We start from the raw sequence: 13,244 nt of genomic DNA, 5'->3' as shown, positions 1-13,244 counted from the left end.
CAGCACCTCGGCATCGTCCATACCCTGGACCTTGACTGCGTGCGTAAAAGCCCTCGTCCGTCGGATAAGTCGCACATTAGGAACTGGATCGTAGCCTAGACGATATTTTCAGGTAGATTATTTAAAATCTTTTTTAAAATAATTAATTCAATTTTCCTTTGCAATGGTGTTCTATCTAAAAAGCCAAAACAAAAACAAGGAGCACATCCGATGTCGAAACCCGTCAGGCGCCATCAGCCCACGAGGGACAGCCTATGAATGCCCACGACACTGTCGACATCGCCATCATCGGTTCCGGATTTGCCGGGCTGTGCATGGCGATCAAACTCAAGGAAGCCGGCTTCAACGACTTCTTTATTGCCGAGCAGGCCGACTCCCTGGGCGGCACCTGGCGGGACAACCACTACCCCGGTTGCGCCTGCGACGTGCAATCCCATGTCTATTCGTTTTCCTTTGCACCCAACCCGCACTGGACGCGGCAATTCGCGCCCCAGGCGGAGATTCGCGCGTACCTGGAGCAGTGCGCCCAACGCTTCGAACTGGCGCCGGTCCTGCGCTTTGGCATGGGGTTGGAGAAGGCGGTGTTTGATGAGGCGCAACAGCGCTGGAGCCTGAGTTTCAGCAATGGCCGCCAGGTCAGCGCGCGGGTGCTGGTATCAGGGATGGGCGGCCTGTCGCGCCCGGCACTACCGGACATTCCCGGCCTGGACAGCTTCAAGGGCAAGCGCTTCCACTCCCAGCAGTGGGACCACGAGTATTCGTTGAAGGGCAAACGCGTGGCGGTGATCGGCACCGGCGCCAGTGCCATTCAGTTCGTGCCGCAGATCGCGCCGCAGGTGGCCCATCTGGACCTGTTCCAGCGCACCCCGCCGTGGATCATGCCCAAGCCCGACCGGCCGATTTCACGCGTCGAACGTTGGGCGTTCAAGCACCTGCCCTTCACCCAGCGCCTGATGCGCGGCGCGTTCTACTGGGCACTGGAAGGCCGCGTGGTGGGCTTTGCCCGGCACCCGGGCCTGATGAAAATGGTGCAGAAAATCGCCATGCGCCACCTGCACAAACAAGTGGCCCGCCCTTCCCTGCGCAAGACCCTGACGCCCGATTACACCATCGGCTGCAAGCGCGTGCTGATCTCCAACGACTACTACCCGGCGCTGTCGCGCAGCAACGTGCAGGTGGTGACCGACAACGTGCAGCGCATCGAGGCCGACGGGGTGATCACCGCCGACGGCATCAAGCACCCGGCCGACTGCATCATCTTCGGCACCGGCTTCCAGGCCACCGATCCCCTGCCCCGCGATTGCATCATCGGGCGCTACGGCATCGACCTGATGGACACCTGGCAAGACGGCGCCCACGCCTACCTTGGCACCACGGTGCCGGGCTATCCGAACCTGTTCCTGATCGTCGGGCCCAACACCGGGCTGGGGCATAACTCGATGATCCTGATGATCGAGGCCCAGGTCACCTACATCCTCGACGCCCTGCAACAGATGCAGCGCCATCGCATCGCCACGGTGGACGTCAAGCCGACAGTGGAACTGGCCTACAACGCCAGGCTGCAGGAAAAACTCCAGCGCACCATCTGGTCCACCGGCGGCTGCAAGAGCTGGTACCTGGACCCGCGCACCGGCAAGAACACCACGCTGTGGCCCGGCTCGACCTGGCGTTTCAAGCAGGTCACCCGGCATTTCGCCCTCAAGGACTACGTCGCCAGCCTGGTGCCGGTGCCGTCCACACCGCGCCCTGCTTCGGCGCCGCCCCACACCACCCCTGAAGGGAGCCTGTCATGAAGTCATTCAACGGCCGCGTGGCGGCGATTACCGGTGCGGCTTCGGGCATGGGGCGCGCGCTGGCATTGGCGTTGGCGCGCGAGGGTTGCCACCTGGCGCTGGCGGATAAAAACAGCCAGGGCCTGGAGGAGACGGTTGCGTTGATCAAGGCCCAGGTCCTGTCTCCCGTGCTGGTCACCTCACACGTGATCGACGTCTCCGACCGCCAGGCCGTGGAAGACTGGGCCGCCCGCTGCGCAGCCGAACATGGCCAGGTCAACCTGATCTTCAACAACGCCGGGGTCGCCCTGTCGAGCACCGTCGAAGGCGTGGACTACGCCGACCTTGAATGGATCGTCGGCATCAACTTCTGGGGCGTGGTGTATGGCACCAAGGCGTTCCTGCCGTACCTCAAGGCCAGCGGCGCCGGGCATGTGGTCAACACCTCCAGCGTGTTCGGCCTGTTCGCCCAGCCGGGCATGAGCGGCTACAACGCCACCAAGTTCGCCGTGCGCGGCTTTACCGAATCCCTGCGCCAGGAACTCGACCTGCAACAAAGCGGAGTCTCGGCCACCTGCGTGCACCCCGGCGGGATCCGCACCGATATCTGCCGCAGCAGTCGGATCGACGCGAACATGACCGGCTTTCTGATCCACAGCGAACAACAGGCCCGGGCCGACTTCGAAAAACTGTTCATCACCGACGCCGACCAGGCCGCCAAAGTGATCCTCAATGGCGTACGCAAAAACAAACGCCGCGTGCTGATCGGCCGCGACGCCTACTTCCTGGACCTGCTCGCCCGCTGCCTGCCGGCCGCCTATCAAGCGCTGGTGGTGCTCGCCAGCAAACGCATGGCGCCCAAACAACGCAGCGCGCCCTCGCCCGTCCTTGAAACCAACGAAGAGCAACGTCTCTGAACTGGAGTACCGACCATGCTGCCGATTCGCCGCGACCTCCGTTTTGCCTTGCCGGCCGAACGCATCAAGAACTGGCACGAACAAGGCCCGTTCATTACCCACTTCTTCAATGCGCTGTCGTTGCTGTTTCCCCAGGGGGAACTGTTCTTCATGGACAGCGTGCGCCATTACCGCCAGCGCATCGAAGACCCGCAACTGAAGAAAGAAATCCAGGGGTTCATTGGCCAGGAAGCCATGCACAGCCGCGAGCACGTGGCCTACAACGATCTGCTGCAAGCCGCAGGGCTGCCGGCGCACACCCTGGATCGCCGCCTGAAGATGATCCTCGACGCGCAGAAGAAATACATGCCCGCCTCGTTCAACCTGGCGGTCACCATTGCCCTGGAGCACTACACCGCGATGCTCGCGGAAATCCTCCTCAGCGACCCGTCGCGGTTTGGTGATTCGGTCAAGGGTTACCAGCAGATGTGGTACTGGCATGCCCTGGAGGAAACCGAGCACAAGGCGGTGGCGTTTGATGTGTGGAACAGCGTGATCAAGCCCGGGCCCAAGCGGTACTTGCTGCGCACCGGCACCATGCTGACCACCACGCTGCTCTTCTGGCTGGTGATCTTCGATTTCCACCTGCGCCTGCTGTTTGCCGACCGACGTTCGGGCGGGCATTTGAAAGGCTTCTGGCGGATGCTCAAGTTTCTGTACGGGCCCAAGGGCGTGTTCCCGCGCATGGCACTGCCGTGGCTGCATTACTTCAAGCCCGGGTTTCACCCCTGGGACCATGACAACCGGGCGCGCCTGGCGGGAATCGACCGCTTGGTGGAAGAGATCGAGCAGACCCACAAAGGCTATGGGCCCGCCTGAGTCCCCTTAGCGCTGGGTGGGGATACGGATGTCACCGTCCCGGCACTGGCTCTTGACGCTGCGCGGGCAGCCGGCAAACGCCAGGTCCTTGGTCAGGCACACCCGCACCTCGGTCAGCACCGCGCCCTTGCAGATCACAGCCAGGCCATGGTTGCCCATGGCCGGGTTGCTCTCGCGAAACAGCGCTTCGATGTCCCGCGCAGCCAGGCCACTGGGCACATTGAAGGGCTCAAGCTTCTGCGGGATCTTGACCACGCCCAGCGCTGCATCGGTCTTGTCCAGATAGGCCGAAGCCTCGAGGCCGCTGCAGGTGCCGTGCTTGGCCCACTCATGCCGCAGCAGCTTGGGCGACGGGAACAGCGTCTTGCCCTTGGCGAAATCGGCATCCGACAGACGCGACTGCGGCGCACAGGACGCCGGCCAGCCGCCTTTCGCGTACTGCGGCCACAGCCCGTGCAGGACAAAACCATAACCCTTGCCCGAACATTGCTGGTCGTCCGGGTGAGTCAGGCAGAAGGTCGGCGACCAGGACAGCGACAACACATAAAAATCAAACTCCCCGGCCTGGCCCTGGGCCCGCGGCGCTGCCGTGGCGGCACCCGCCAATATCAGCCACAAACCCATCCAGGCTGCGTTCCATTTCATCTGCTCATTCCTTTAAAAGAGAACATTCAAGCACGGTTAAACAGCCAGGTTGGGGTTACGTTGTAGCACCCGGTCCATGACCCGGTCGGTCTTCAACGCCTCGATCGCCAGCGCCGGGTGTTTGCTCTCGCCGCGAATATGCGCATTCATTGCCAGCACGTGATGCCACTGGATGTGCGCATGGTTAGGCACCGTCAGTTCCTCACGGGTCTCAGCCTCAAGGCGCAACGGTGCCTCATCGAATACCGAGAAGGTGATACGGCCCTTGCTGCCGATCAGTTCCACCAAGTCCTCGCGACGGTCGGCAACAAAGTTCCAGCAGCCCATGCCCAGCGCGCCCGAGGCGAAGGTCCAGCAGGCGGTCACGGCATCCTCGGCGGCATACCGCCCGGCCTGGCGCGCGGTGAAACCGGCCACATCGACGATATCCCCGGCCAGGTACTGGAACAGGTCAAAACCGTGGCTGGCGAGATCGGCAAAATAGCCGCCGCCGGCGATCAGCGGATCGGTACGCCAGTTGGTGCTGCTGGCGTCATCCTCGGACGGCGGCTTGCACAAGGTCCACGTCAGATGGCGCAACTCGCCGATGCGCCCGGCCTGCAGCCAGTCCCGCACCTGCTGGAAACGCGGCAGGGAGCGCCGGTAGTAGGACACAAACAGGTGCAGCCCGGCCTGTTCGAAGGTGCGCTGCATCAACGCGCTTTGCTCGGCGTTCAGCGACATGGGTTTCTCGACACAGCAATGCTTGCCGGCGGCGGCCACCATCAGGCTGTATTCGAGGTGGCTGTCGGGCGGCGTGGCGATATAGACCGCGTCCACTTCCGGGTCGTCGATCAGCGCCTGGGCGTCGGTGTAGAACCGGGCGATACCATGGCGTGCCGCATAATCGCGCGCAGCTTCCTCGCGGCGCCCCATCACGGCCACCAGCGCGGAACCTGGCGCCTTGTAGAAAGCGGGTCCACTCTTGAGTTCAGTGACATCGCCACAGCCGATCATGCCCCAGCGTACGGTGTTCATCTGCATCTCCTTCAGGTGAGTTTTTTTCGATGGCGCAGTATCGGTGTTTTCCGGCCCCCTCTCCACCCTGCCGGATAAAGACTGAGCATGACAATTGCATTACACTTTTATGACATTCATCCAACTGCAGGGGCACAGACGATGAAAATAAGGGCCACGGTGATTTGCGAGCACGACGGGCACATCCTGTTCGTGCGTAAAGCCCGATCGAAATGGGCACTGCCCGGTGGCAAGGTCGAGCGCGACGAGCGGCCGGCGGGCGCCGCCGCGCGGGAACTGGAAGAAGAAACCGGGCTGAACGTGGACGGTTTGCTGTTATTGCAGGAGCTGAAGGCCAGCGACACGCTGCACCATGTGTTCGAGGCGTCAGTGGTGAATATCGATGAGGCCCGGCCTCTGAGTGAAATCAAGGAATGCCAGTGGCATCCCTACACGCGCCTGGACGACCTGGACACCACACAGGCCACCCAGCAGATCGTCAAATCGTTCCTGCGCCGTCTCTAAGGCGCCGCCAGTTCCGGGCTTTGCCCACTGCGCGACAACGCCTGTTTTACCAAGCCATTCGCTTTCTGCCGTTCGACAAAGGATTTGACGAACGCGGCAGCGGCTGTGTGCGCCACCGGTACCGCGACGGCCTGGCTGATGCTCATGAAATCATCGTCCAGCAGGCGCCAGCGCTCATCGACCCGGGTGCGCAGGTAATCGCGAACCCCGGCCGCTGCGTTCAAGCCTTGCTCGATAAACAGGTCTACGGCGCCCGCCGAGGTGGGCGCGCGCACCAATTCGGCGTGTTGCACCGTGCGGCTCAGGTACAGGTCGTACGCTGCGCCCTGGCCGACGGCGATGCGTTGGCCGGGAGCGTCCAGCTGCGCGACGTGGGTCAAGGGTGAGTCCACCGCCACCAGGCAGGTGCCCTTGATGATCACGTAGGGCGCGCTGAAGGCAATTTCCTGTTCGCGCACCGGCTCGATGGCCAGGAAAGCCACCCGCCAGAGGTCATCGGCCAACGCGGCGAAGACCTTGCCGGCTGCTTCAAAGGTGATCAGTTCAAGCCTTGCGCCCAGCTCATCGGCCAGGGCCTTGGCCAGTGCCACCGACACGCCCTGGGGCTCGCCGCCCTCGCCGCGCTGGGCCAGCACCGGGTTGCCGAAGTTGATGGCGGCTTTGAGCACACCCTCGGGGGCCAGTTGTTGCAGTACCTGCGGGTCAATCATTACGCGCTCCTTGAACGGTTCTTTGCACGGTCTTGCGAATGACAAAGGGCAAGACGCCGCCGTGTTCAAGGTAACCAACCTCTTGCAACGAGTCGAGGCGCAAGGTCAGCGCGGTGTGCGTGGTTTCGCCGTTGGCACGTTCAATCAGCAAGGTGATCGGGTTCTCGCCGACCTGCAAGTGATCCAGGCCGAGGAAGCTCAGGGACTCACCGCCATCGAGGTGCAAGTCCTGCACTGTCGCGCCCTCATCAAACACCAGCGGCAACACGCCCATGCCGATCAGGTTGCTGCGATGGATCCGCTCGATACTGCGGGCCACCACCGCCTTGATCCCCAGCAGGGTCAGGACCTTGGCCGCCCAGTCGCGGCTGGAGCCGGCACCGTAGTTGATCCCGGCAAACAGCACCGTCGGCGTACCCGCATAGCTTTGTGCGGCGAGGTACAGCGGCAGGTAGTCGCTGCGGTCGGCATTCCACGCCCAGACGCCCTGGCGCGGGGGTTGGTCGGGGCTCAGCAGGTTGTTCAGGCGCGGGTTGGTGAAGGCGCCGCGCACCATCACCTCGTGGTTGCTGCGTCGGGTCGAATACTGATTGAGGTCCGCCAGCGCTTCACCGCGCTCCTGCAGCCAGTGCCCGGCCAGGCTGTCAGCCGGGATCGTGCCCGCAGGGGAGATATGGTCGGTGGTGACGTTGTCCCCCAGTACCACCAACGCCCGGGCATTGCGGATGGACAACGAAGCGGCCGGCAACGGCGCTACCTCGGCAAGGTACTGCGGGCGGCGCAGGTAGGTGGAATCCGGGTGCCAGGCGAACTGCACGCTGGCGTCGGCCTCCAGCGCCTGCCAATGGTGAGTGCCTTGCCACAGCAGTTGCTGACGCTGCCGGAACAGCGCCGGGCGCACCACCGCCGCCACTTGCGCGGCCACATCGCCCTCGCCGGGCATCAGCTCATGCAGGAACACCGGCTGGCCGTGGGCGTCCATCGCCAGCGGCTGGGTCGACAGGTCGATGTCGATGCTGCCGGCAATCGCATAGGCCACGCACAACGCGGGCGATGCGAGGTAACCAGCGGGGACTTTCGGGTTGACCCGGCCTTCGAAGTTGCGATTGCCCGAAAGCACCACCACGCCTTTCAAGCCCTGTTCGGCGAAGGTCTCGACGTGGCGTTCAAGGCTGCCGGAGTTGCCGATGCAGGTCATGCAACCAAAGCCGGCCAGGTCGAAACCCAGTGCGGCAAAATCCTCCAGCAAGCCGGCGGCTTCGAGGTAGTCGGCCACCACCCGCGAGCCCGGCGACAGCGACGTCTTGACCCACGGTTTGCGCGTCAGCCCACGGGCGCGGGCATTGCGGGCAAACAACCCGGCCTGGATCATCTGCGCCGGGTTGGCGGTGTTGGTGCAGCTGGTGATCGCCGACATCACCACTGCGCCATGGGTAATCGGCACCTGGAACGACGGCTCGAAAAACACCTGTTTGTCGGCGCTCACGTGCTGATGAAACGAAGCCCCGGCGTCTGCCAGGGACTGGCGCTGATGGGGTTGATGGGGGCCGGCGACGCTCGGCTCCACCTGTGCCAGGTCCAGCTCGATCAACTCATCGAACAGCGGCTCGGGGTCCTCCTCCCGGCGCCACAGCGACTGCGCCGCCATATAGGCCGAGACCTTGTTGATCAAGGTTTGTGGCCGCGCACTCAGGTTAAGGTACGCCAGCGTCTCGTCATCAAACGGGAAAAACACCACGGTGGCGCCGTATTCCGGCGCCATGTTCGCCACCGTACCCCGCGCCGCCCAACTCAGGGAGGCCAGGCCCGGCCCGGTGAACTCGACGAACTTGCCGACCATGCTGCGCCGGCGCAACAGTTCAGTCACCGTCAACGCCAGGTCTGTGGCGGTCACGCCGTCGCGCAAGGCGTTGGTCACGCGAATGCCCACCACCTGCGGGTAAGGAATCGGCACCGGCTCACCGAGCATCGCCGCCTGCCCTTCAAGGCCGCCAACGCCCCAGCCCAGCACGCCGATGGCATTGATCATTGGGGTGTGGCTGTCGGTGGCGACCATGCAGTCGGGGTGCAGCAGCACATGGCCGTCGCGCGGCGCGCTTTCCCACACCACCTGGGCGATGGACTCCATGTTCATCTGGTGGATGATCCCGGTACCCGGCGGGATCACCTTGAAGTTGTCGAGGCTGGCCTGGGCCCACTTGATAAAGCGATAGCGCTCGCTGTTGCGGCGAAAATCGATGTCCAGGTTGGCGTCCACCGCGCCCGCCTCGGCGTAATGCTCGACTATCACCGAATGGTCGATGGTCAGCACCGCCGGGATCGACGGGTTGACCGCCCGGGGATCGCCGCCCAGTTCCGCCACCACATCGCGCATCCCGGCGAAATCCGCCAGGGCCGGCAGGCACGTGGTGTCGTGGAACATCAGCCGGTTGGGCTGGAACGGCACTTCGCAATCCGGCCCTTCGCCGATGGCCCGCGCCACTACCTGGGGCAGTGACGCCGGGGCACAGCGGGCGATGTTTTCCAGGAGGATGCGCACGGAATACGGCAGCCGCTGGAGTTGCGCCGGGGTCAGCAGTCGGTGCAGGTCGATGTAGGCGAAGCGCTGCTGGTCGACATTCAAGTGATTTAGAAAATCAGTCATGCGGAACACTCAAATCTGGGTAAGTCGTAGCAGCTGTCGAGCGAAGCGAGGCTGCGTCCGGCGGCGAGGCGGCCGTGAACCCGGCGAGGACTTCGTCCTCGAACGCAGCCTCGCTTCGCTCGACAGCTGTTACGTAAAAGGGCGTGGTCAGGCAAGCTGTTTGAATACCCGCTCGATACGCTCAAGGCCCCAGTCCAGTTCTTCTCGGGTAATGGATAACGGCGGCGCGATGCGCAGTACGTTTTCGTGGGTTTCCTTGGTCAGCAATCCTTCGGCCAGCAGCGCTTCACAGATTGGCCGTGCATCGCGGTCCAGCTCCACGCCGACCCACAAGCCACGCCCGCGAATCTCGCGAATGGCCGGCGAGTCCATCGCCTTCAGGCGCTCCACCAGGTAATGGCCCAGTTGCGCGCTGTTGTCGATCAAGCCCTCCTCTTCCAGCACCTTCAGCGCTTCCAGGCCAATGGCCGCCGCCAGCGGGTTGCCGCCGAAGGTCGAGCCGTGGCTGCCGGCGTCAAACAGATCCATGATCGAGTGATCGGCGACAAACGCCGACACCGGCATGATCCCGCCGCCCAGGGCTTTGCCGAGGATCAATGCGTCGGGGCGGATGCCTTCGTGCTGGAACGCGAACCACTTGCCGGTGCGGCCCAGGCCGGACTGGATCTCATCGAGGATCAGCAAGGTGTTGGTCTCGTCGCACAGTTGGCGCAGTGCCCGCAGGAAACCGGCCGGCGGCACGCGAATGCCGGCCTCGCCCTGGATCGGTTCGATCAGCACCGCGCAGGTGTCGGCGGTGATGGCCTGGCGAAAACTCTCGATATCACCGAAGCGCGCCTCGGTGAAGCCGTTGCAGAACGGGCCGAAGTCGGCCTTGTAGTCGGGCTCTGACGAGAAGCCGACAATGGTCGAGGTGCGGCCGTGGAAATTGTTGTCGGCCACCACGATGTTGGCCTGGTTGGCCGCGATGCCCTTGATTCGATAGCCCCAGCGCCGGGCGGCCTTGATCGCGGTTTCCACGGCTTCGGCGCCGCTGTTCATCGGCAGGGCCGAGTCAAAGCCCGTGATGCGGCACAGGGTCTTGAGGAAGTTGCCCAGGGATTCGCTGTAGAACGCCCGGGACACCACGCTGATCTTGTCGATCTGCGCCACGGCGGCGGCGCGGATACGCGGGTGAACATGGCCGTGACTGACGGCGGAATAGGCCGACATCATGTCCAGGTAGCGCTTGCCATCGTCACCAATGGCCCAGACGCCCTCACCCTTGACGATCACCACCGGCAAGGGGGAATAGTTGTGGGCGCAGAATTGGTTTTCGAGGGTAATTGCCGGGTTGGAATGCATGAGCGATGTCCTGCCAAATAAATAATGAATGAACAACGCAGCGCCAATGTGGGAGCTGGCTTGCCTGCGATGGCGGTGTATCAGGCGGCATTGATGTCAAATGTGCCGCCGCTATCGCAGGCAAGCCAGCTCCCACACTTGTCCTGCGTCAGGCGCTGAGTAGCTTGCCGCTGCGAATCGGTGTGGCACCGGATACGCGCCCCAGCGGATCGCCGGGTTTGACGAAGCGCACGTCGCGGCGCATGTAGAGCACGCCAGTGTTGTGGCTGTTGACTGTGGTGACCTGCCCACTGTGGGGGTCAACAATATCGAACAACGCCTGCCCCGCCTCGATGCGGCTGCCCACCGCCGCCCGGTGCACCAGCACCCCGGCGCACGGCGCATAAAACTGCTCACTGCCGGCCAATGGCGTCGCCGGGTTGCGCAGGGCCGGCAATGGCCGGGGCGTGCCTTCAATCGCGCCCAGGTGAGTCAGGTAGTCAATAATTGCCGTGGCGTCATGCTGCGCCAGCTCATAGGACACATCCCGCTGGCCACGATGCTCAACGGTCACCGCCACGCTGCTGTCCGGAATCGGGAACCGGTCGCCAAACCGCTCGCGCAAGTTGACCCACAGCAGGTACAGCGCCTCATCGAACGAGTTGGCCTGGGAGTCGGTGGCCAGCAACGAGGCTTCGGAACCGATATAGCGCGCCAGTGGTTCCACCGTCGCCCACACTGCTTCACCGGTGTACACGTGCATCGCGGCTTCACGGGAGCAGTGCAGGTCCAGCACGATATCGGCGTCGTGGGCCAGCAGCATCAGGGTACGTTGCAGGGACTGGAATTCGTCCAGCGGCTGCGCGTCCAGCAGGCATTCGCCCCACGCCTGACGGATCAGTTGGCGGTTGGCGTCGATGTCCTGGCCCAGCAGGTGTTCAATCTTGTCGGCAATCGCCGGGTATGGCACCGGAAAACCCCGGTTGTAATTGCGCCCGCTGCCCAGCTCGAAACGCCCGCTGGGCGCGCCCATGATGTATTGGCTCAGCCCGGTGGGGTTGGCCACGGCCACCAGCACGATCTCGGCATTCAGGCGGTTGGCATTTTCCAGTTCCGCCAGTTGCCGGCGCAGTTGCGCGGCTACCAGCAGCGCCGGGGTTTCGTCGGCATGCAGCGCCGCCTGGATATAGATTTTTCGACCTGCACCCATTGCACCGTAATGCTCACTGTCCACGTGCCTGTGGGTACCTTGTGTCGCTTGCAGCAAGGGGTGTGATTTAAGTTTCATAAACCGGAAATCTCGATATTCGAGTGATGAACGCTGAAGAAATATTAACGAGCCGGCGTGATCGTCTGTAAGGGCGGCCAGGGCTATCTCGATCTGGTAATCCGATCAGTGTGGGAGCTGGCTTGCCTGCGATAGCGGTGGGTCAGCCAGCCTATTGCGTGACTGACCCACCGCAATCGCGGGCAAGCCCGCTCCCACAGTGGGTGGTTACCAGAGCGCCAGGGTGTAGCCCAGCATCACGCGGTTCTCGTTAACGTCGTTGAAGTAGTTGCCTTTGCTCAGCGCGTTGCGCCAGCGCATCGACACGCCTTTGAAAGGCCCGTTCTGCACCACGTAACCCAGGTCCAGGTCGCGCTCCCACTCGCGGCCTTCGCGGTTGAAGCCGAGCACCTCGGCCGAATCACCCTTGGCGTACTTGATCCCGAACAGCAGGCCCGGCAAACCGAGGTCGGCAAAGTTGTAGTCATAGCGGGCGTGCCAGGCACGTTCCTTGGTCTGGGTGAAGTTGCTGAACTGGTACTCGGTGAACAGGTAGGTGATGGAGCCGTCCAGGTAAGTAAACGGCGTGGTGCCGTATTGCTGCTGGAAGCCGCCGCCAATGCTGTGGCCGCCGTAGGTGTAGGTCAGGCGGCTGCTCAACGCGCTGTTGTCGACCTTGCCCGCCAGGCCCGCACCGTCCTTGTCGGACTTGAAGTAGCGCACGTCGGTTTTCAGCGTGCCCGGTCCCAGGCCGAAGTTGTTCTTGAAGCCCACGTATTGCTGCTGGTAGATGCTGTCCAGCGCAGCGTAGTGGTAGCTGAGCAAGGTGTTGGGGGTCAGCGAATAGTCGCCACCGGCAAAGCGAAACTGGTCGCTCAGGGCGGTGCTTTTGTAGACCTTGCTCACCGTGGTCAGCTTCATGTCTTCGTAGTTGGTGGAGTCACGGTCCTTGGCCTGGTCGATCTGGCCGAGGGTGATTTTCAAGTTGCTGATGTCGTTGGACACCAACTGGGTGCCGCTGAAGGACTGCGGGAACAGACGGCTGGTGTTGGGTTGCAGGATCGGGAGGTCCGGCACCAGGTAACCCACACGCAGCTCGCTTTTTGCGAAGCGCGCCTTGGCGGTTACGCCCAGTTTGGAGTAATCGTCAGAGACGTTTTTGTCGCTGTCACGCTGCAGCAAGCCCGTACCGGACAGCCCAGGGCTGGAGTCGAGTTTCACCCCCAGCATGCCGGTCAGGTCCAGGCCGAAGCCCACGGTGCCTTCGGTGAAACCGGACTTGATGCCGAGGATAAAACCTTGGGCCCACTCGGCGCGCATCGACTGGGACGCCGCTTCGCGGTAGTCACGGTTGAAGTAATAGTTCTTCAATTCCAGCGTACCGCTGCTGTCCTTGATGAAGTCTGCGTGGGCCAGTGACGGGACCAGCCCGCTGCTGACAACGCCGACGCCGGTGATGAGTTGAGTCAGGGATTTTTTCATTTTTTTAGCTCCTGGCAGTGTGGTGGGGGTTGGTGTTTTTATTGTTCTTCGGGCATGGCTTCGCCGTTCGCGCAAATCAGCGATTTGCGCGGCGGGTGACGTCAG

The 13,244-nt window shown here is 62.9% G+C and carries 11 protein-coding genes; 4 read left to right on the top strand and 7 right to left on the bottom strand.

Features of this window, described 5'->3' with window-relative positions; translation table 11 throughout:
• Nucleotides 1-254 precede the first annotated feature (254 nt).
• Genes V3W39_RS23985 through V3W39_RS23975 form a run of 3 tightly spaced genes read left to right on the top strand, consistent with a single transcriptional unit; the run spans nucleotide 255 to nucleotide 3,547 of the window.
• Nucleotides 255-1,793 carry a flavin-containing monooxygenase gene (locus V3W39_RS23985; protein WP_330213447.1) on the top strand — a complete coding sequence of 513 codons (1,539 nt, stop codon included), beginning with the start codon at nucleotides 255-257 and terminating at the stop codon, nucleotides 1,791-1,793.
• Entirely contained in the window at nucleotides 1,790-2,689 is a 900-nt protein-coding gene (locus tag V3W39_RS23980) for an SDR family NAD(P)-dependent oxidoreductase (protein WP_177133241.1), read from the top strand. The genes V3W39_RS23985 and V3W39_RS23980 overlap by 4 nt, the downstream gene beginning before the upstream one ends.
• Nucleotides 2,690-2,704: 15 nt before the next feature.
• Entirely contained in the window at nucleotides 2,705-3,547 is an 843-nt protein-coding gene (locus V3W39_RS23975) for a metal-dependent hydrolase (RefSeq protein WP_177133243.1), read from the top strand.
• 6 nt (nucleotides 3,548-3,553) lie between these two features.
• Here V3W39_RS23975 and V3W39_RS23970 read toward each other — a convergent pair whose 3' ends face one another.
• Nucleotides 3,554-4,192 (bottom strand): ribonuclease T2 family protein, encoded by a 639-nt coding sequence (locus V3W39_RS23970; protein ID WP_177078306.1) that lies wholly within the window; start codon nucleotides 4,190-4,192, stop codon nucleotides 3,554-3,556.
• A 36-nt stretch (nucleotides 4,193-4,228) separates the two neighbouring features.
• Entirely contained in the window at nucleotides 4,229-5,209 is a 981-nt protein-coding gene (locus tag V3W39_RS23965) for a Gfo/Idh/MocA family protein (RefSeq protein ID WP_330213446.1), read from the bottom strand.
• 141 nt (nucleotides 5,210-5,350) lie between these two features.
• Here V3W39_RS23965 and V3W39_RS23960 point away from each other — a divergent pair, with 141 nt between their 5' ends.
• On the top strand, nucleotides 5,351-5,713 hold the full coding sequence (locus V3W39_RS23960) for an NUDIX hydrolase (protein WP_177044636.1): 363 nt from the start codon (nucleotides 5,351-5,353) through the stop codon (nucleotides 5,711-5,713).
• On the opposite strand, the gene V3W39_RS23955 is transcribed toward V3W39_RS23960, so the two are convergent.
• The 5 genes from V3W39_RS23955 to V3W39_RS23935 all read right to left on the bottom strand — a co-directional run bounded on the left by V3W39_RS23955 (nucleotide 5,710) and on the right by V3W39_RS23935 (nucleotide 13,139).
• Nucleotides 5,710-6,423 carry a transporter substrate-binding domain-containing protein gene (locus V3W39_RS23955; protein WP_330213445.1) on the bottom strand — a complete coding sequence of 238 codons (714 nt, stop codon included), beginning with the start codon at nucleotides 6,421-6,423 and terminating at the stop codon, nucleotides 5,710-5,712. The genes V3W39_RS23960 and V3W39_RS23955 overlap by 4 nt on opposite strands.
• Nucleotides 6,416-9,067: an aconitate hydratase AcnA gene (acnA, locus tag V3W39_RS23950; protein ID WP_330213444.1), complete on the bottom strand. Its 2,652-nt coding sequence runs from the start codon at nucleotides 9,065-9,067 to the stop codon at nucleotides 6,416-6,418. Before acnA ends, V3W39_RS23955 begins: the two co-directional genes overlap by 8 nt.
• A 147-nt stretch (nucleotides 9,068-9,214) precedes the next feature.
• Nucleotides 9,215-10,411: an ornithine--oxo-acid transaminase gene (gene rocD, locus V3W39_RS23945; protein ID WP_330213443.1), complete on the bottom strand. Its 1,197-nt coding sequence runs from the start codon at nucleotides 10,409-10,411 to the stop codon at nucleotides 9,215-9,217.
• Between the two features lie 148 nt (nucleotides 10,412-10,559).
• Complete coding sequence (locus V3W39_RS23940; RefSeq protein ID WP_294739454.1) at nucleotides 10,560-11,678, bottom strand: succinylglutamate desuccinylase/aspartoacylase family protein; 1,119 nt, start codon at nucleotides 11,676-11,678, stop codon at nucleotides 10,560-10,562.
• A 207-nt stretch (nucleotides 11,679-11,885) separates the two neighbouring features.
• The gene (locus tag V3W39_RS23935; protein ID WP_177044626.1) at nucleotides 11,886-13,139 is read right to left on the bottom strand and encodes an OprD family porin; all 1,254 of its coding nucleotides are present in this window, start codon (nucleotides 13,137-13,139) and stop codon (nucleotides 11,886-11,888) included.
• Between the last annotated feature and the right edge of the window lie 105 nt (nucleotides 13,140-13,244).

The sequence above is a fragment of the Pseudomonas sp. Z18(2022) genome (assembly GCF_036346535.1).
In the GTDB taxonomy this organism is placed as follows: Bacteria; Pseudomonadota; Gammaproteobacteria; order Pseudomonadales; family Pseudomonadaceae; genus Aquipseudomonas; species Aquipseudomonas yamanorum_A.
The sequence above is the reverse complement of the archived record's forward strand: the minus strand, read 5'-3'. Positions and strand labels throughout refer to the sequence as shown.